Here is an 18,593-nt window from a genome sequence, read left to right as displayed (position 1 = left end):
GTTTAGCTGGTGGGGAGAGGGGGCTCTTAGGCCGCCTTCTTCTTGGAAGCGGGGACGTCGAGGACGCCCATGATGTCGCTTTCCTTCATGATCAGCAGGTCGACGTTGTCGATCTTGACTTCAGTGCCGGACCACTTGCCGAACAGCACGCGGTCGCCGACCTTCAGGTCGATCGGGATCAGCTTGCCAGCTTCGTCGCGGCCACCGGGGCCGACGGCGACGACTTCGCCCTGCGAGGGCTTTTCCTTGGCAGTGTCGGGAATGATGATGCCGCCGGCGGTCTTCTCTTCTGCGTCGATACGCTTGACCACGACGCGGTCGTGAAGCGGACGGAATTTCATGCAGTCCTCCTAAGTAGTTGCACGGTATGGGAATTTTTTGGCGTTAGCAGTCTGTGCCAGCGAGTGCTAGCACAGGCGAGGCTGAAATAGGACAGGAATTTTGCGGGGGCAAGGGCTTCTAGCAGAAAAATCGGCACTCTGAAGGCCCGGGTGCCAGAATCTCTTTACCATCGTTAACCCGCCCGGTGACCGTATTAGCACGGAGCCGTCTCTGCTGCTAAAGCATTGAATTTCAACAGCTTGTTAAACTTTTAGGCTTGAGATGGATTGTCAGTTTGCGTCACATTTCTCTCATGTGAGCGCATCAGTACCGGGTGGCTCGTAAGGCGCACACCGACCAAGCCGCCCCTTGAATGCGCTCCTGCAAAGGAGGTTGGCATGGGCTTGCGGAGTGGGGGCGTTTCCGAAGATTTCCGGAAACAGCTTTTGGGTTACGGGCTGACGACGGCGCAAATTCTCTATCGGATGCCCGATCATCCCTCGCTTCTCCAGACCTACGTCTGGCAGAACTACGACATGTTTCCGAAATTTCCGGCGCTGAAGGATTTCCTAGCGTTCTGGCAGGAGAAGCTCGACGGTCCGCTCCATTCGGTCACCGTCGCGCATTCCAAGCTGATCAAGCCGGCCGAGCTGCGCGCCGTGGATGGCGTGTTCCGGCTGCATTGAGCAGCGCGCTGGCATCGTAGGGTGGGCAAAGGCGCGCTCGCGCGCCGTGCCCACCATCTCTCCACGATTGCATCTGGCAATGGTGGGCACGCTTTCGCTTTGCCGACCCTACGATATCTCGTTCTGTGCTAGCCTCCGCCCATAACAACAGGGAGGCGGCCCATGGCCAAGAAAACAAAATCGCGCAGCGCAGCCCAGGCCGCGGTGAAGAAGCGGAGCGGAGCCAAGGCCGTGGCACGATCCTCGGCGCGCAAGGCGGTGAAGGCAAAGGCGCGCACGACACCGGCCAAGGCCGCTCCGAAAAAGCCCGCGCGTCCCAAGCAGCGCATCGCCATCAGCCATCACCGCGAGGAAGACTTCAAGGCCGACGGCCTGCGCGTCTACGCTAAGTATCGCGACCTCGGCATCGCCGAAGCCAGCCACGGCCTCGCGCAAGCCCACGTGATCCGCCTGCAAGGCCCCTGCGATCCGAACGAGGTGTCGAAGCTGCACTTCCACGACGTCGAATTCCAGATGGTCTACGTGCTCAAGGGCTGGGTGAAGACCTACATGGACGGTCAGGGTGAGACCTTGATGAAGGAAGGCAGCGCCTGGACCCAGCCGCCGAAGATCAAGCACATGATCCTGGATTATTCGGATGACGTGGAACTGCTGGAGGTGATCCTGCCGGCGGAGTTCAGGACGGTGGAGTTGAAGGCCTGATGTCATTCCGGGGCGCGCGCAGCGCGAGCCCGGAATCCATTTCTTGGCATGTGCTGACGCCCGATGGATTCCGGGCTCGCCGCTTCGCGGCGCCCCGGAATGACGGGTGGAGAGAGCCTAACTCAACACCCCCACGACCGCCCCCATCAGGCACGTCGTCAGCGTTCCCGACACGATCGATTTCAGCCCGAGCGCGTTGATCTCCTCGCGCCGCTCCGGCGCCATCACCCCTAAGCCGCCGATCATGATGCCGAGGCTGGCGAAATTGGCGAAGCCGCACATTGCGTAGAGCATGATCAGGCGCGAGCGCGGATCGAGCGTATCGGGCGGCAGTTTTGAGAAGTCGACATAGGCGATCAACTCGTTGAGCACGGTCTTGGTGCCCATCAGGCTGCCGGCGGTCACCGCCTGGTCCCAGGGCAATCCCATCAGCCAGCACACCGGCGCCATCACGAGGCCGAGCAGGCGTTGCAGCGAGATCGCGGCGCCGCCGATATTGGGCAGCAGGCCGAGGACGGCATTGACGAGATAGACCAGCGCCACCAGCACCAGCAGCATGGCGACGATGTTGATCAGCAGTTCGATCCCCGCGCTCGTCCCCTTCACGATCGCATCCATCGGGCCGGAGACGTCCATCTCGGGATCCTCCAGCGCGCCGCCGGTGCGCTTGTCTGAAGTCTCCGGCACCATGATCAGGCTGACGAGGATCGCGGCCGGCGCACCCAGCACGGAGGCGATGACGAAATGGGCGGCGGCATCGGGAATGAGCGGCGCCAGCAGCGTCGCATAGAGCACCAGCACCGTGCCGGCGATGCCGGCCATGCCGCCGGTCATCACCAGGAACAATTCGCTGCGCGTCATCTGCGCCAGGTACGGCCGCACGAACAGCGGCGCCTCGACCATGCCGAGGAAGATGTTGGCCGCGGTCGAGAGCCCGACCGCGCCGCCGACGCCCAGCGTCCGCTCCAGCAGCCAGGCCATGCCGCGCACGATCGGCGGCAGCACGCGCCAGTAGAACAAGAGCGTCGTCAGCACGCTCATGACCAGCACGATCGGCAGCGCCTGGAACGCGAGGATGAAATCGGCGCCCGGCACCTTCAGATCGAAGGGCAGGGGACCGCCCCCGACATAGCCGAACACGAAGGAGGAGCCGGCGCGCGAGGCCGCGGAGATCGCGCCGACCGCGTCGTTGATGGCGCCGAAGGCGCGCGCGACGACGGGCACCTTTAGGAGCACGACCGCGGTGACGAAGGTTGCGACAAGCCCGATCGCTGCTTGGCGAGCCGAGGCCGCGCGGCGATTCTCGCTCAGCACCCAGGCGATCAATAGCAATGCGAAAACGCCGAGTGCCGATTGCAGCCGAAGCATGATATCCCCAAACCCTCAATGATTATGGCCGCGCGTGCGTTGCAAACGCAATGCCGGAAGGCCGCCGGATCCGCCCGCTGTTGACAAGCAGGTCTGCGTCAGCCACGCGGGGCAGGTCGAAATCAGGGGGCGGACGGTCCAAGCGTGACCCAAGAGGCGATGACAGAGCAGCCGATATCCTCGAATCCGCCGGTCACCGCCCGCGCACTTCTCGCCCACCGCGCTTTCCTGTTCTTCCTGCTCTCGCGCAGCCTGTCGCGCTTCTCCAGCCAGATCGCGGCGGTCGCGATCGGCTGGCAGATCTACGATCTCACCGGCTCGGCCTTCGATCTCGGCATGGTCGGCCTCGTGCAATTCCTCCCCACCGCGCTGCTGGTATTCGTCGCCGGCCACGCCGCCGACCGTTTTGAGCGCAAGCGCGTGGTCCAGCTCTGCCAGCTCGTGGAAGCCGCCACCGCGCTCTATCTCGCGATCATCACCTATCTCGGCGCGGTCAGCGAGGTGCAGATCTTCATCGCGACCTTCGTGCTCGGCATTGCCGGCGCCTTCGAGAGCCCGACCACCGCGGCTCTCTTGCCGCTGATCGCGCCGCAGGGATCGCTCCAGCGCGCAACCGCAGTCGCGAGCGGCGCGGGGCAGGTCGCGACCATCACGGGGCCGGCGCTCGGCGGCTTTGCCTATGCGGTCGCGCCGCATCTTGCCTATGCCGTGATGCTGCTGTTCTGGATTCTCGGGATGATTTTGACCGGCTTCATCCGGCCGCGCCCGCAGGCGGTCTCCAAGGAGGGGACGGACGCCGACAACATCTTCGCCGGCGTTCGTTTCATCCGCAGCAACCCGGCGATCCTCGGTACCATCTCGCTCGATCTGTTTGCCGTGCTGTTCGGCGGCGTCACCGCGCTGTTGCCGATCTATGCCCGCGACATCCTCCAGACCGGCCCGATGGGGCTCGGGATCTTGCGCGCCGCGCCCGCGGTCGGTGCGCTGCTGATGACCATGGTGCTCGCGCGTCACGCCATCTCTCGGCATGTGGGCCTGCGCATGTTCCAGGCTGTGATCGTGTTCGGCGTCGCCACGGTCGTGTTCGCGCTGTCGTCCTGGATGTGGCTGTCAGTGCTCGCGCTCGCAATTCTCGGCGCAGCCGACACGATCAGCGTCGTGATCCGCTTCTCGCTGGTGCAGCTCTCAACGCCCGACGAGATGCGCGGCCGGGTCGGCGCGGTGAACTTCCTCTTCATCAACGCCTCCAACCAGCTCGGCCAGTTCGAGAGCGGCGTCGCAGCCGCGCTGCTCGGCGCCATGCCTGCTGCCGTGCTCGGCGGCGTCTGCACCGTCGCGGTCGCGCTGCTGTGGATGAAGCTGTTTCCGGCGCTACGGCAGGTGGAGAGCTTGGAGTAGGGGCTCCGCTCTCTCCCTCCCGTCATTGCGAGCGCAGCGAAGCAATCCAGAATCTTGCCGTGGAGTCGTGATCTCTCACCAGGAGACTACGACGAGACTGCGTTGGTCGTCCCAGTTGTCGAGAAAGCTGGTTCGGAAATCCTGCTGTGCCTCAGCGATCGTTAGTTCGAATATTCTCTGCGCGTACGACTTTTCAACGAACATCCCGTCCGGGAGGAATTCGTTGAAAAAGGCGTCAGCGACGGCGTTTCTTTGATACCCGATCTGTTTGGTGTAGACGACATCCTCCAATCTATCGATCATCGGATACTGCTTGATCTTGAAGGTCTTCAATCGCTTCAAGACATTTGGCGGCAGTTGCGGCTTCGGCGCGAAAAAGCTTCTCTTGTCGGTAAAGTATAGACCCGTCTGCGTCGGGTTCATCGGATCCGATTCGCCTGTGGGGCAGAAATAAAAGCTGTCGGAGAATTTTCCGATCCCTGACAGCTCCCGTTGATGAAGGGCTTGATAGTAGTCTCGCGCGGAGAATCCGTGATCGGAAAGAAGCCGCTCAAAGTCGATATACTGATTTGTTTTCTTGCGGCTGAATTGAACGATCTTCTGAAGTTGAGCCTGCTCGACGTCGATGATGACAGGAAAATCAGTGACGTCATCGTCGATGTGAAGATGATATATGTCCAAACCCATTTGTACCGTTCCGAACGATTTGTGGAGCCGCCGGGTAATGGCCGGGATTATGGCTCTACCCCAGGTGGATCATACCTTAGTTCGGGATTGTGACATGCTTTCTCGCCGTTACCCGCCTCTTCGCGCGTGTAAGGACGATTGTCGAGGCGGGGCCAGGACTTATTCCGTCTCACCCCGCTTGCGGGGAGACTTCGCTGCGCCTTGACGCCTACTGTGCATGGGGTTGTTTTTCAGTTTTTTGAGTCAGGCCCTCTCCCCGCAAGCGAGGAGAGGGAAGAGAGGTCTTCAGCCCCGTCCGACGAACGGCATCTTGGTGGCCATGACGGTCATGGTCAGCACGTTGGCATCGAGCGGCAGGCCGGCCATGTAGGCGACGGCGTCGCCGACCGCCTTGGCGTCCATGCGCGGCTCATGCTTGGTGGTGCCGTCGGGCTGCAGCACGCCGGGGCCGTTGACCATGCGATCGGTCATGGGCGTCGCGGCATTGCCGATGTCGACCTGGCCGACCGCGATGTCGTACATGCGGCCGTCGAGGTTGGAGGCCTTGGTGAGGCCCGTGATGGCGTGCTTGGTCGAGGTGTAGGCCGCCGAGAACGGCCGCGGCGCGTGCGCCGAGATCGAGCCGTTGTTGATGATGCGGCCGCCGCGCGGGCTCTGGTCCTTCATGATGCGGAAGGCGTGCTGGGTGCACAGGAACGGGCCGGTGAGGTTGGTGTTCACCACCGCCTGCCACTGCTCGAGGCTGAGATCCTCGAAGTTCACCGCCGGCGCGCCCATGCCGGCATTGTTGAACAGCACGTCGAGCCGGCCGTAGGTCGCCTTCACCTTGTCGAACAGCGCGGCAATGGAGTCCGGCTTGGTCATGTCCGCGGTGACGCACAGGCTCTTGCCTGCGGGGCCGAGCTTTGCGGTCTCCTCGAGCATGTCGAGCCGGCGCCCGACCAGCACCACGGTGAAGCCGATGTTCATCAACGCCAGCGACGCCGCGCGCCCGACACCGGTGCCCGCGCCCGTCACCACTGCGATCTTGTTTGCTTCACTCATCGTTTCCTGCCTTTTCTCTCTTCAAGTTGGCTGTCAGGTTTTTGGTTCTTTTTCGTTCTTGTAGGGCGGCCGCGGAATGTTCTGATGCGCCGCGCGCAAGGCCGCCGACCAGCGCGAGCGCAGGTCGTGGAAATAGGGCTCGCCCGCCTCGATGCGGTGGTTGAGATCGGCATCGCAGGCATCGCTACGCACCACCAGCACGTCGATCGGCAGGCCGACGCCGAGATTGGAGCGCATGGTCGAGTCCATCGAGATCAGGCCGGTCTTCAGCGCCTCGTAGAGCTCGACGTCGTAATGCATGGCGCGGTCGAGCACCGGCTTGCCGTATTTGTGCTCGCCGATCTGCAGGTAGGGCGTGTCCGTGGTGCACTCGATGAAATTGCCGGCGGTGTAGACCATGAACAGGCGCATGCGCGCGCCCTTGATCTGGCCGCCGAACAGGAAGGAGACGTCGAAGGAGACGTCTTCGGATCGCAGCGCCGGTCCTTCGGTCGCGTGCACCGCCCGGATCGCCCGGCCGATGCGCTGGGCGGCCTGGAACATGGTCGGCGCGTTCATCAGCGTCTCGACCTCGCCCGTGGTGGGGTCCTCCAGGCCTTCGGTCAGCGTCGACAGCACCGACTGGCTGATGGCGAGGTTACCGGCGCTGGCGATCGCCATGATGCGGTCGCCGGGTTTGGAGAAGATGTGGAGCTTGCGGAAGGTCGAGACATTGTCGAGCCCGGCATTGGTTCGGGTGTCGGCGATCATCACCAGACCGTCCCGAACCAGGATTCCGCAACAATAGGTCATTTCCCGTCCCCGAACGCGTTTGCGCGGAATTACTAGCCAATTTCGGGGAGGCATGAAACCCCCGATTCCCCGGGGGAGGTCGTCATTCTCCGGCGAAACAGCTATCTCTGCCGCTCAGTCAGCGGCATCGACGAGAAACGCCTCGTCGACGGGGACGCCGAGCGCCGTGACCAGCCGGTTGGTCTCCGCGGCCATGCCGACGATGGCGAGCATCTCGCCATATTCGGCCTCGGTCATGCCCTTGGCCCGTGCGCCCGCGGTGTGCGAATGGATGCAATAGCTGCAGCCATGCGCGATCGAGACCGCGACATAGAGCATTTCCTTGATCTTGGGATCGAGCGCGCCGGGTGCCATCACCTCCTTGATGCTCTCCCAGGTCCGCCGCAGCGTCTTCGGATCATGCGCCAGCGCGCGCCAGAAATTGTTGACGAAGTCCGACTTCCGCACCTTGCGGATATCGTCGAAAACGGCGCGCGCCTCGGCGGAGAGTTCATCGTCCGAAAGCAGCTTTACGGTCGCCATGGGGTACCTCGCGGGGTCAGGTCTGATCCCGCGAGTGTAGCACGGCTCGAGCACTCAGCCGGCATGCCCGGCCGAACGACGCAAGGCCAGCTTGCCGACATCGACATATTGCCGCTGCTGCGCGTGAGCGTGCTGAGCTGCGACGTGAAGGTCGCGCAGGCGCCGCTGCAGCGGCGAGCTGTCATAGACCACGCTGGCGCCGGCCAGCGCAAAGCAGGCATCCGCGATGCCGACGCAGGTCGTGGCGAGCCAGGTCGCGGACCGGGCCCCCTCGATCATGAGGTCTTCGTCGTTCAGCGTTCCCGCTAGCGCGTGACGCCAGTGGCTGGCGGCCTGGACCTCATGAAACGCTTGCGCGGCTCCGAGGTCGGCGGAGATCCGGCCGAGATCGTACTGGAAGATCTCGGACTCCCGCATCGGCACGGCCGCGTACAATTGCTGCCTTCCGGTGCCCGCCAGCGAGAGCAGGTCATCGACGGTGCCCTCGGCCATGCCTACCGTGAATGCGCCGTGCACCAATGGCAGCCATTGGCACAGCGCCCGATAGAGCGGACCCGACTGGCGCGGGGCGGCATCGAGATCGAAGAAATTGGCCTCGGGAACCAGCGTCTCCCGCAGCGTGACGTGATGGCTGCCGGTGCCCTTGAGCCCCGCCGCGTGCCAGGTGTCCTCGATCTCCCAGTCGCGCGCCGGCAACACAACGACGCGAAGCAGCGGCTTGCCCTGCGGGCCGGGGACCGGCTTGCCGTTTTCGGTGACAATGCAGAACCCGCCGATCCAGTCGGCGTGCGTGCAACCGCTGGCGAACGGCCAACGACCTTTGACGCGATAACCGTCGGCCACGCGCTCTGCCGTTCCACCCGGTTGGGATGAGCCGCAGATCGCCGTATCGGGTCCGTCCTGATAGATGCGCTGGTACAATTCCGGGGGTGACGCTGCGACGAAGAGGCTGCTGGCTCCGGCGACAGTCGCGATCCAGCCGCTCGAGCCGTCGAGACGGGCCAGTGCCTTGATGACCTCCAGTCCGGCCGGAAAATCCAGCTCCAGCCCGCCATGGTTCCGCGCAACGAACATCCGGAAGAGTCCGATCGACCGCAGCCGTTCCACGAGGTCGGGCGGGACGCGGCGTGCGGCTTCGATCTCCGCGGCGCGGGCCTTGATCTCGGGAGCCAACTCCCGGATCCCCGCAAGCATGTCCTGGTGGGGATCGCGCAGGGGCACGGAATGCTTCTTGTTCTTTTCGTGAAGCCGCATCTGTCTCAACCTCTGTTGCGGAAACGGATCACAACGGAGGTTGAAGAGATGGCGCTACGGGACGGTTTCAGCGCGGGCCGTCGTCGATTACAGCTGTAACGCTGCGACGTGATTGCGCCGCGGATGCCTCGTGACGAGATACCGCCGCGCCTAGCTCTGCCGCTGTGACTGCGACTGCGATTGCCCGCCGCGGCCGGCCTGCTCGACCTTGACCGCGACCGTCAGCGTCTCCGCACCGCCGCCATAGCGGGTGCCGCGCACGGGGGCTGCGCCGAGATAGTCGAGCCCGATCGCAACGCGGACATGGGCGTCGGTGGTGCAGATGCAGTTGGCGGGATCGAAGCCGACCCAGCCGAGACCGTCGACGTAAGCTTCTGCCCAAGCATGGCCGGCATCCTGGTGCACCGTGCCGTCCGAGCGCAGGAAATGGCCGGAGACGAAGCGCGCCGGCACGCCACCGCTGCGGGCGCAGGCGATGAAGATATGCGCGTAGTCCTGGCAGACGCCGCGCTTGAGCGTGAACGCTTCGGCCGCCGAGGTGCCGCTGTTGGTCGGATCCTCGTCGAAGGTCATGTGATCGCTGATTTGCGTCATCAGCGTGTGCAGGAAGCCGAGCGTGTCGCTCTCGGCCTCGCTGCGCAACTGCCGCGCGACCGTCGTCATCGCCGGATTGACGGTGGTGAGGTCAGTGGCGCGCAAAAACATGCCGGCCGGAAAACGCTCGTCGGCGCCGCGCAGCACGCCGCCGGTGTCGTGGGTTTCGATCAGGCCCTCGGCGGTGATCTTGATGTCGCCGACGGGTCCGCAGGACAGCACATGGGTGACGTTGCCGAAGGCGTCCTCATGGGTGTCGAGCTTGGTGTCGGTCGAGACGTCGATCTGCCACTCCGCCACATATTGCCCGTCATGGCTGCCGGGCGTCATGCGCAGGATCTGGATCACGCTGGTGGCCGGCGGCTCGTAGCGATAGGTCGTGGTGTGCAGGATTCGCAGGCGCATGGTGGACCGTGAAGTTAGTGGTTGGACCCGCTGCCTATTGCGAAGAAGCTCGTCATGCCCGGGCTTGTCCCGGGCATCCACGATCTTCCTCGCCGCGCAAAAGCAAGAACGTGGATGGCCGGGACAAGCCCGGCCATGACGATATCCCGTTTTCGTCAGCCGGGGGACATCAGATCAAATACTGCTTTGTGATGATTTCGCCCAGCCTGGAATTGTCCGTGATGAATTCCTGAATGAATTCATGCACGCCGTGCTGGAAAATGTCGTTCATATTGCTGTGTTCTAGCCGGTTGCGGATGCCGCGGGCATGGCGCTGGGCGGGGCCCTGGCGGCCATAGGCGACGCCGATCTGGTCGAGGTTGCGCACGAGATTGCCGTAGCAGCTTGCCAGTGAGCGCGGCAGCGTGTCGTTGAGGATGAGCAGGTCCGCAATCAGCCACGGCTTCAGCGTCTCGCGATAGACCCAGTGATAGGCCGTCAGCGCCGAGACCGAGCGCAGGATCGAACTCCACTGATAGAAGTCGAGCGGGCCGCCGACATGCTCCTCCTCGGGCAGCAGCACGTGGTACTTCACGTCGAGGATGCGCGCGGTGTTGTCGGCGCGCTCCAGATGCACGCCCATCCGCGAGAACCAGTAGGCGTCGTTGCGCAGCATGGTCCGGTAGGCCGAGCCGTCGAAGCGCAGCGAAGTCTCCTGCACGAAGCGCAGGAATTTTGCGAGATCCTCGCGCGTGGAGGTGCCCTTGCTCCAGACCTCCTGGAGTTCGATCCAGGCCGAGTTGATGGTGTCCCACATCTCGCTGGTGAGCGCGGTGCGCACCGAGCGCGAGTTCAGCCGCGCCGCCTCGATGCAGTTCCTGATCGATGATGGATTGCTTGCCGAGAACGAGAGGTAGTCGACGACGTTGTGCTCGTTGGCGACTTCGTATTGCTGATAGAAGCTCGCGGCGACGCCGGCGGTGAGAAGCGCCGAGTCCCATTCATTGGTCTTGCCGATATAGGCGGCGGGAAGCGCAGTGACGCGCAGCGTCGCATCGATGGTGCGCGCGAGATATTCGGCCCGTTCGACATAGCGGGCGAGCCAGTAGAGGTTTTCGGCGGTACGCGACAGCATCTGACTACTCGTCCAGGATCCAGGTGTCTTTGGTGCCGCCGCCCTGGCTCGAATTCACCACCAGGGAGCCTTCCTTGAGCGCGACCCGTGTCAGCCCGCCGGGCGCGATCGTGGTGCTCTTGCTGCCGGTGAGCACGAAGGGGCGCAGGTCAACGTGGCGTGGCGCGAGGCCGCTTGCCGTACAGGTCGGGCAGGTCGAGAGCGCCAGCGTCGGCTGCGCGATAAAACCTTCCGGCTCGCGCTTGAGCTTTTCGCGGAAGGCCTCGATCGTCGCTTTCGTCGCGGCGGGGCCGATCAGCATGCCGTAGCCGCCGGAGCCGTGGACCTCCTTCACGACGAGCTCGCCGAGATTGTCGAGCACATAGGCAAGGTCCTTCGGCTCGCGGCAACGCCAGGTCGGCACGTTCTTCAGGATCGGCTCCTCGCCGAGATAGAATTTCACGATGTCCGGCATGTAGGAGTAGATCGCCTTGTCGTCGGCGATGCCGGTGCCGACCGCGTTGGCGAGCGTGATGTTGCCGGCCGCATAGGCCGACATCAGCCCGGGCACGCCGAGCACGGAGTCGGGGCGGAAGGTGAGGGGGTCGATGAAATCGTCGTCGACGCGGCGATAGATCACGTCGATCCGCTTCACCCCCTCGGTCGTCCGCATGAACACTTCGTTGTTCTTGACGATGAGGTCGCGGCCTTCGATCAGTTCGATGCCGAGCTTGTCGGCAAGGAAGGAGTGCTCGTAGTAGGCCGAGTTGTAGACGCCGGGCGTGAGCAGGGCGACCGTCGGCTCGCCGGAGGCGCCTTGCGGCGCCACCGAACGCAGGGCGGAAAGCAGCTCGTCCGGATAGCGTTCGACTGGCGCCACCCTGTGGCGGGCGAACAGGTCCGGAAACAACCGCATCATGATCTCGCGGTTTTCCAGCATGTAGGACACACCCGACGGCGTACGGGCATTGTCCTCCAGCACGATGAAGTCCTCGGCATCGACCCGGACGATGTCGATGCCGGCGATGTGCACGTAGACGTCGTGCGGCACCTGCTGGCCGTTCATCTCGGGGCGGAACACCGGGTTCTGGAAGATCAGGTCGTCGGGCACGACCTCGGCGCGCAGGATGTCGCGGCCGTGATAGATGTCGCGCAGGAACATGTTGAGCGCGCGCACGCGCTGCTTCAGGCCCTTCTCCAGCAGCGCCCATTCCTTACCGGACATGATTCGCGGGATCACGTCGAAGGGGATCAGGCGCTCGGTGGACTCGGAATCGCCATAGACGGCAAAGGTGATGCCGATGCGGCGGAACAGAAGCTCGGCCTCCTGGCGGCGATATTCGAGCGCCTCGGGAGGCGTCTCCTTGAGCCAGCGCGCCAGCTCCTGATAGGCGGGGCGAAGGTCCCCGCCGGGAATGTTCATTTCATCAAACGCGACTGCCATAGATCCCGACTTGTCTCCGCAAGGCATTGCGCCATTCGACAGGTCGTCAGGCCTTGGTGAAGACCGCAACGTCCTGGCCATGCGGCAAGAGTGCATGACTCTGAGGAGGTAGCAAGGGCTGGGCCAGCGCGATAAGCATGGAGTTGTGGCATTTGCCGGGGACAGCCGGGAGGGTGCCTCAAAAAATGGCTGAGGACTGCTTATTTCGGCAGCAAAACCGCGTGACTTCAACGCGTTACCTCGGCAAAGTCGGGCCGACAGGTGAGGGACTTAAGGTATGAGCGACATCGTCACGGCGGGCATTCTGGTCATCGGGGATGAAATCCTGTCCGGCCGCACCAAGGACAAGAATATCGGCTTCATCGCCGAATACCTGACCAATATCGGCATCGACCTGAAGGAAGTCCGGGTCGTCTCCGACGACGAGGACGACATCATCGCGGCGTTGGATGCACTGCGGCATCGCTACGCCTATGTCTTCACCACCGGCGGCATCGGGCCAACCCATGACGACATCACCGCCGACAGCGTCGCCAAGGCGTTCGGCGTCGGCATCGACCACCATCCGGAGGTCGTCGCCCGCTTCCGCGAGCGCTGGAGCGAGCAGGACCTCAACGAGGCCCGCCTGCGCATGGCCCGCATCCCCGATGGCGCCGAGCTGATCCAGAGCGCGACCATCCTCGCCCCCGGCTTCAAGATCGGCAACGTCATCGTGATGGCCGGCGTGCCCTCGATCATGCAGGCCATGATGGACATCGTCTCGCCCAAGCTGAAGTCGGGCGTGCGCATGCTGTCCGAATCGGTCCGCGCCAATGCGCGGGAGGGCGACATCGGCAGCCCGTTGCGCGCGATCGCCGCCGCCCATCCCGACACCATCATCGGCAGCTATCCGTTCATGGACGAAGATCAGAAGCCGAACACCAATCTGGTGGTGCGCTCGCGCGACGCGGACAAGTTGGCAGCGGCGATGGCGGCGGTGAAGGAAATGCTGGCGGGATTGAACATCACCCGGTAGCTGCCGGCAGACGAAGCAGGAGACGACGATGGCTGGTGAAGCACCGGAACTGAGTGTGCAGGAGCGGGCCGGCAAGGCCTTCCCGGTTTCGTGGGACCAATTCCACCGGGATTGCCGGGCGCTGACCTGGCGGCTCAACGAGGTCGGCCCCTTCCATGCGGTGATCGCAATCACCCGCGGCGGGCTGGTGCCGGCCGCGATCGTGGCGCGCGAGCTCGGCGTCCGCATCATCGATACGGTCTGCATCGCCAGCTACGACCACGACAAGCAGGGCGAGCTCCAGGTCCTCAAGGGGATTTCCGAGGCGGCGATGAAGCTCGGCGGCGGCACCGGCAAGGGACTTCTGATCGTCGATGACCTCGTCGACACCGGCAAGACCGGCAGGCTGGTGCGCGACATGCTGCCCGATGCGCATTTCGCCACCGTCTACGCCAAGCCGAAGGGACGCCCGCTGGTCGACACCTTCATCACGGAAGTCTCGCAGGACACCTGGATCTTCTTCCCCTGGGACACCGCGCTGTCCTACCACCCGCCGCTGCGCGACGGCGCGGCTTGACGATCGCCGTCATTGCGAGGAGCGACTTGTCCTCCGTAGCTCGAAGAGCGAAGGCGGAAGCGACGAAGCAAGCCAGACGATTTCCGCAGACGCATTTCTGGATTGCCTCGCTTCGCTCGCAATGACAGGTGGAGGTGGCCATGCCCCTGCAAAACCGTGTCACGCCGACCGGCGACATCATCGCCACGCCGCACCGTGGCCTGTTCACCGGCAATCGCGGCATCATCCATGATCCCGCGACCAGGACGCTGCTCAAGAAGCGGTGGTCGTCGCCGGCCTGGCTCACCTGTGTTTGCGAATTCCGCGGCCGCCGTCGCGAGGTGATGACGACGCATAGCTGGACCGAGCTGTTCTTCCTCGACGAGGCCACCGCGCTCGCCGCCGGCCATCGCCCCTGCTTCTACTGCCGCCGCGACGATGCCAATCGCTTCCGGGCTGCATGGGAGAAGGGCAACCGCGTCCGTGATGTCCGCATGCACGATATCGACACGGTGCTGCACCACGAGCGGCTCGATCACGGCAAGAAGCGGCTTCACGCGCTGCTGGTGCCGCTCGAGCAGCTTCCAGACGGCGCGATGCTGCAGCAGGGCGAGGAAAGCTTTCTGCTGATGCAGGGCGGGGCGCTGCTGTGGTCGACGGCGGGTTATGTTGAAGGCGCGCGAGAGCTTGACGACGCGCAGTTGCTGACCCCGCCATCGACGCTGCGCGCGATGAGCGCCGGCTATGAGGTCACATTGCACCCCAGCGCGCACCGCGCCTGACCGTCCCCGCAAGGGGGAGGGAACGCAGCGAGCGTGTGGCTATTTCAGCGGCCGCCCTTGCTCATCCACCGTCGTCCGCGCATCGCGCAGCGCCCATTCGCGCATGATCTGGCGGCAGCGGGTGAGCTCGGCCTCGGTTGCCGTACCCGTATCCTTTGACGCACGCTCGACCATGGCCTTGCAATTCAGCAGCACGGAGCGATCCTCCGCGCGCGCAGCGAATGTGATCCCCGCAAGAGCCGTGACGACGAGTGCCGTTCGGAGCACCATCACCCCAGCTTCTCGCGCGCCAGCGCGGCACCGGCGCCGAGCGCCATCAGCTTGGCCTCGGCGATCTCCCGCCGCATCGGCGCCATGCCGCAATTGGTGGTGGCGATGATGTTGCTCTTGGGCACGAACTTCGACACCGCGTCGATCACCTGCACGACGTCCTCGGCCGTCTCCACCGTGTCGCTGGCGACGTCGATCACGCCGGCCTGCACGATCTTGGTCTTGAGCAGCGCGAGCAGGTCGAGCGGCACCTTCGAATTGCGGCACTCGATCGCGACCTGCTGGATCGGGCTCGCGTCGATTGCCGGAAAGATCTGCTCGTACTGCCGCCACTGCGCGCCGAGCGTCTCCTTCCAGTCGGTGTTGGCCTTGATGCCGTAGCCGTAGCAGATGTGCACGGCGGTGGCGCAGGTCAGCCCCTGCGCGGCACGCTCCAGCGCCTTGATGCCCCAGTCGTTGACCTCGTCCATGTAGACGTTGAAGGCGGGCTCGTCGAACTGCACGAGATCGACGCCGTCGGCCTGCAATGCCTTGGCTTCCTCGTTGAGGAGATCGGCGAAGGCAAAGGCCATCTTGACGCGATCACCGTAGTAGCGGTCCGCAATCGTGTCGATGATGGTCATCGGGCCGGGCAGGGTGAACTTCAGCTTCTTCTTCGTGTGCGTGCGCGCTACGCGCGCCTCGTCGGCATGAACACGACCCTTGAGCTGAAGCGGCGCGACCACCTGGGGCACCATCGCCTTGTAGCGGTCCTTGCGGATGCCCATCTCGACCTTGTGGGCGAAATCGATGCCATCGATCTTCTCGAGGAAGCCGTGCACGAAATGCTGGCGGGCCTGCTCGCCCTCGGTGACGATGTCGATGCCGGCATCCTCCTGGACCTTGACGGCAAGCATCGTCGCGTCGCGCTTGGCGCGGAGAAGCTCGTCGCCTTGCGACTTCCAGGGTGCCCACAGCATGTTGGGCTCGGCAAGCCATTCGGGTTTCGGCAAGGAGCCGGCGATCGTGGTTGGAAACAGCATGGCGGCTCTCCCGGCAGGTTGCGTTGCGCCCCTTCCTGCCATGTCTTAACGTCAAGGTACAGAACAACAAAAGTCGCTCTCTATTCCATTGGCGACGACAGGGAAGGGCGATGATCGACCTCTATTATGCGCCGACGCCGAACGGCTGGAAAATCTCGATCATGCTGGAGGAACTCGGGCTCCCCTATGACGTGAAGCCCGTCAATATCCGCGCCGGGGAGCAGTTCGGCCCCGAATTTCTGGCGGTCTCCCCGAACAATCGCATTCCCGCGATCGTCGACCACGCACCCGCCGACGGTGGTGCGCCGTTCTCGGCGTTCGAGACCGGTGCGATCCTGATTTACCTCGCGGAAAAGACCGGCCGCTTTCTGGCCAGCGATCTGCGCGGCCGCTCGACGACCATTCAGTGGGTGATGTGGCAGATGGCGGGCCTCGGGCCGATGCTCGGCCAGCACGGCCATTTCGCGCTGTATGCGGCGGAAAAGATCCCTTATGCGATTGAGCGTTACCGCGACGAGGCCGCGCGGCTCTATGGCGTGCTCGACCGGCAGTTGGCCAGGACCGGCGCCTATGTCGCCGGCGACTATTCCGTCGCGGACATCGCCTGCTTCCCCTGGGCCATGACCCACAAGGCGCAGGGCTTTACGCTCGACGACTATCCGCACGTGAAACGCTGGTACGCCGAGGTGCGCGCAAGGCCGCCGGTGCAGGCGGGGCTTGCGATCGGCAAGTTCGTGAAGGAGCCGTTCGACGAGGAATCACGCAAGATCATGTTCGGCCAGCGTGCCAGGGAAGTGCTGGGAAAGAAGTAGGCTGCTCGCCCCATCGTCATTGCGAGGAGCGAAGCGACGAAGCAATCCAGACTGGTTCCGCGGAAAGATTCTGGATTGCTTCGCTTCCGCCGTCGCTCTTCGAGCTATGGCGGACAAGTCGCTCGCAATGACGGGGATAGAGCACGACAAACAAGACGCAAAGGAAACGCCATGATCGAATTCTTCTTCGACTGTTCCAGCCCCTGGACCTACCTCGCCTTCCACAACATCCAGCCGCTGGCAAAGGAGCTGGGGGCCGAGATCATCTGGCGGCCGATCCTGGTTGGCGGCATCTTCAACACGGTCAATCCGAGCGTCTACGCGCAGCGCGAGACGCCGGTGCCGCTGAAGGCGCGCTACATGAAAAAAGACCTCGCCGACTGGTCGCGCTCGGCCGGCCTCGCGATCAAGATGCCGCCGACGGTGTTTCCGGTGAACAGCGTGAAGGTCATGCGCGGCTGCATCTGGCTGGGGAAAGACATGGTGCCGTTCGCCACTACCGTGTTCGAGACCTATTGGGGCGGCGACAAGGACATCTCGCAGGACGCCGTGCTCGCCGAGATCTGCAGGAAGGTCGGTGTCGACGAGCAGAAGTTCTTTGCCGGCATCTCCGAGCAGGCAATCAAGGACCAGCTCAAGGCCAACACGGAAGAGGTCGTGGCACGCGGTGGCTTCGGCTCACCGACGATCTTCGTGGGCAAGACCGACATGTACTTCGGCAACGACCGCCTGCCGCTGATCCGCGAGGCGCTTGAACGCAGCAAGGCGAGTGCGGCCTGATGGTGCGGGCTGTCGTCTGCCGCGAACTCGGCGCGCCCGAGACGTTGCGGCTCGAGGAATTTCCGTCGCGCGCCGTCAATCCGGGTGAGGTGCGCGTTGCGATCCGCGCCGCCGGATTGAACTTTCCGGACGTGCTGATGGCGGCCGGTGAATATCAGCTCAAGCCGGAGCTGCCGTTCACGCCCGGCATGGAGGCCGCCGGCGACGTCACCGAGGTGGGCGCAGAGGCAAGCGGCGTGTCCGTCGGCGACAAGGTCATCGTCAAGATGCGCCATGGCGCCTTCACCGACGAAGCGGTGGTGACGCCGACGCAGCTAACGCCGATGCCGTCGACGTTCGACTACGCGGAAGGTGCGACCTATCTGGCCGGCCACGGCACCGCCTATCACGCGCTGATCGATCGCGGCCGGGTCATGCCGGGCGAGGTGTTGCTGGTGCACGGCGCCGGCGGCGGCGTGGGGCTTGCCGCGGTCGAGATCGGCAAGATGCTGGGTGCGACCGTGATCGCGACCGCCTCCAGCGACGAGAAGCTCGCGATTGCGAAATCGCGCGGCGCCGACCATCTCGTGCGCTACGATCGGGAGCCGTTTCGCGATGCCGTCAAGCGCATCACCGACGGCCGTGGCGCAGACGTCGTGTTCGATCCCGTCGGCGGCGAGGTGTTCGAGAACTCGATGCGCTGCATCGCCTGGGGCGCGCGGTTGCTGGTGATCGGCTTTACCGGTGGCATCGGCTCGGCGAAGACCAACCTGCTGCTGATCAAGGGCGCCAGCGTGCTCGGCGTGCGTGCGGGTGAGGCGGTACGGAAGAATCCCGCGCTCGGCGAGGTGCGGCTCAAGGCGCTGCTGCAATGGGCGGAGGAGGGCAAGCTGCGCCCGAATATCTCGCACCGCCTGCCGCTGCAGGATTATGCTAAAGCGATGCGGCTGTTGATCGACCGCAAGGCGATCGGGCGGGTGGCGCTGGTGATGGATTGACGGTGCCGTAGGGTGGGCAAAGGCGCTCTTGCGCCGTGCCCACCATTTATCACTCACCGAAATCAGAGTGGTGGGCACGCTCCGCTTTGC

General features: G+C 64.0%; 21 protein-coding genes. 9 read left to right on the top strand and 12 right to left on the bottom strand.

The window, feature by feature from the left end; genetic code table 11:
• Positions 1-26 precede the first annotated feature (26 nt).
• Complete coding sequence (locus tag HAP41_RS32105) at positions 27-341, bottom strand: co-chaperone GroES (RefSeq protein ID WP_008139213.1); 315 nt, start codon at positions 339-341, stop codon at positions 27-29.
• A 378-nt stretch (positions 342-719) separates the two neighbouring features.
• Between HAP41_RS32105 and HAP41_RS32100 the strand changes: the two genes are divergently transcribed.
• Positions 720-1,007: an usg protein gene (locus HAP41_RS32100; RefSeq protein WP_014494242.1), complete on the top strand. Its 288-nt coding sequence runs from the start codon at positions 720-722 to the stop codon at positions 1,005-1,007.
• Between the two features lie 162 nt (positions 1,008-1,169).
• Positions 1,170-1,709 (top strand): cupin domain-containing protein, encoded by a 540-nt coding sequence (locus tag HAP41_RS32095; protein WP_166091685.1) that lies wholly within the window; start codon positions 1,170-1,172, stop codon positions 1,707-1,709.
• Positions 1,710-1,826: 117 nt separating this feature from the next.
• Here the strand turns inward: HAP41_RS32095 and HAP41_RS32090 are convergent, their stop codons facing one another.
• Complete coding sequence (locus HAP41_RS32090; RefSeq protein WP_166091687.1) at positions 1,827-3,077, bottom strand: NupC/NupG family nucleoside CNT transporter; 1,251 nt, start codon at positions 3,075-3,077, stop codon at positions 1,827-1,829.
• Between the two features lie 159 nt (positions 3,078-3,236).
• Between HAP41_RS32090 and HAP41_RS32085 the strand changes: the two genes are divergently transcribed.
• Positions 3,237-4,475, top strand: coding sequence for an MFS transporter (locus tag HAP41_RS32085; RefSeq protein ID WP_166105649.1), 1,239 nt, complete (start codon positions 3,237-3,239; stop codon positions 4,473-4,475).
• Positions 4,476-4,550: 75 nt separating this feature from the next.
• On the opposite strand, the gene HAP41_RS32080 is transcribed toward HAP41_RS32085, so the two are convergent.
• From HAP41_RS32080 to HAP41_RS32045, 8 genes are all read right to left on the bottom strand, one after another.
• A complete protein-coding gene (locus HAP41_RS32080; protein ID WP_166091693.1) occupies positions 4,551-5,162 on the bottom strand; it encodes a hypothetical protein in 612 nt (203 codons plus the stop codon).
• Between the two features lie 285 nt (positions 5,163-5,447).
• A complete protein-coding gene (locus HAP41_RS32075; RefSeq protein ID WP_028150002.1) occupies positions 5,448-6,206 on the bottom strand; it encodes an SDR family oxidoreductase in 759 nt (252 codons plus the stop codon).
• Positions 6,207-6,239: 33 nt separating this feature from the next.
• Positions 6,240-6,998 carry a proteasome-type protease gene (locus tag HAP41_RS32070; RefSeq protein ID WP_028154691.1) on the bottom strand — a complete coding sequence of 253 codons (759 nt, stop codon included), beginning with the start codon at positions 6,996-6,998 and terminating at the stop codon, positions 6,240-6,242.
• Between the two features lie 114 nt (positions 6,999-7,112).
• The gene (locus tag HAP41_RS32065; RefSeq protein WP_028154692.1) at positions 7,113-7,520 is read right to left on the bottom strand and encodes a carboxymuconolactone decarboxylase family protein; all 408 of its coding nucleotides are present in this window, start codon (positions 7,518-7,520) and stop codon (positions 7,113-7,115) included.
• 54 nt (positions 7,521-7,574) lie between these two features.
• A complete protein-coding gene (locus HAP41_RS32060; RefSeq protein ID WP_224580684.1) occupies positions 7,575-8,741 on the bottom strand; it encodes a flavin-dependent monooxygenase in 1,167 nt (388 codons plus the stop codon).
• Positions 8,742-8,924: 183 nt separating this feature from the next.
• Positions 8,925-9,773 (bottom strand): transglutaminase family protein, encoded by an 849-nt coding sequence (locus HAP41_RS32055; RefSeq protein WP_166091716.1) that lies wholly within the window; start codon positions 9,771-9,773, stop codon positions 8,925-8,927.
• Positions 9,774-9,942: 169 nt separating this feature from the next.
• On the bottom strand, positions 9,943-10,887 hold the full coding sequence (locus HAP41_RS32050; RefSeq protein ID WP_028150006.1) for an alpha-E domain-containing protein: 945 nt from the start codon (positions 10,885-10,887) through the stop codon (positions 9,943-9,945).
• Positions 10,888-10,891: 4 nt separating this feature from the next.
• The gene (locus tag HAP41_RS32045; RefSeq protein WP_166091721.1) at positions 10,892-12,310 is read right to left on the bottom strand and encodes a circularly permuted type 2 ATP-grasp protein; all 1,419 of its coding nucleotides are present in this window, start codon (positions 12,308-12,310) and stop codon (positions 10,892-10,894) included.
• Positions 12,311-12,587: 277 nt separating this feature from the next.
• Here HAP41_RS32045 and HAP41_RS32040 point away from each other — a divergent pair, with 277 nt between their 5' ends.
• From HAP41_RS32040 to HAP41_RS32030, 3 genes are all read left to right on the top strand, one after another.
• Positions 12,588-13,325 (top strand): competence/damage-inducible protein A, encoded by a 738-nt coding sequence (locus HAP41_RS32040; RefSeq protein WP_166091725.1) that lies wholly within the window; start codon positions 12,588-12,590, stop codon positions 13,323-13,325.
• Positions 13,326-13,353: 28 nt separating this feature from the next.
• On the top strand, positions 13,354-13,881 hold the full coding sequence (gpt, locus tag HAP41_RS32035) for a xanthine phosphoribosyltransferase (RefSeq protein ID WP_166091737.1): 528 nt from the start codon (positions 13,354-13,356) through the stop codon (positions 13,879-13,881).
• Between the two features lie 140 nt (positions 13,882-14,021).
• Positions 14,022-14,642, top strand: a complete 621-nt coding sequence (locus tag HAP41_RS32030) for a hypothetical protein (protein WP_166091745.1) — start codon at positions 14,022-14,024, stop codon at positions 14,640-14,642.
• A gap of 39 nt (positions 14,643-14,681) precedes the next feature.
• Here the strand turns inward: HAP41_RS32030 and HAP41_RS32025 are convergent, their stop codons facing one another.
• Positions 14,682-14,912, bottom strand: a complete 231-nt coding sequence (locus tag HAP41_RS32025) for a hypothetical protein (protein WP_063982454.1) — start codon at positions 14,910-14,912, stop codon at positions 14,682-14,684.
• Entirely contained in the window at positions 14,912-15,934 is a 1,023-nt protein-coding gene (locus HAP41_RS32020; protein WP_135216896.1) for a methionine synthase, read from the bottom strand. Before HAP41_RS32020 ends, HAP41_RS32025 begins: the two co-directional genes overlap by 1 nt.
• 110 nt (positions 15,935-16,044) lie before the next feature.
• On the opposite strand from HAP41_RS32020, the gene HAP41_RS32015 reads away from it, so the two are divergent.
• The 3 genes from HAP41_RS32015 (at position 16,045) to HAP41_RS32005 (ending at position 18,503) form a co-directional block, all read left to right on the top strand.
• Positions 16,045-16,746 carry a glutathione S-transferase N-terminal domain-containing protein gene (locus tag HAP41_RS32015; RefSeq protein WP_166091762.1) on the top strand — a complete coding sequence of 234 codons (702 nt, stop codon included), beginning with the start codon at positions 16,045-16,047 and terminating at the stop codon, positions 16,744-16,746.
• A 171-nt stretch (positions 16,747-16,917) separates the two neighbouring features.
• Positions 16,918-17,526 carry a 2-hydroxychromene-2-carboxylate isomerase gene (locus HAP41_RS32010; RefSeq protein ID WP_166091767.1) on the top strand — a complete coding sequence of 203 codons (609 nt, stop codon included), beginning with the start codon at positions 16,918-16,920 and terminating at the stop codon, positions 17,524-17,526.
• Entirely contained in the window at positions 17,526-18,503 is a 978-nt protein-coding gene (locus tag HAP41_RS32005) for an NADPH:quinone oxidoreductase family protein (protein ID WP_166091776.1), read from the top strand. Before HAP41_RS32010 ends, HAP41_RS32005 begins: the two co-directional genes overlap by 1 nt.
• Positions 18,504-18,593 lie beyond the last annotated feature (90 nt).

The organism is Bradyrhizobium barranii subsp. apii (assembly GCF_011516635.5).
GTDB lineage: Bacteria > Pseudomonadota > Alphaproteobacteria > Rhizobiales > Xanthobacteraceae > Bradyrhizobium > Bradyrhizobium barranii.
Note: the sequence above shows the minus strand (reverse complement) of the source record. Positions and strands in the feature narration are given on the sequence as shown.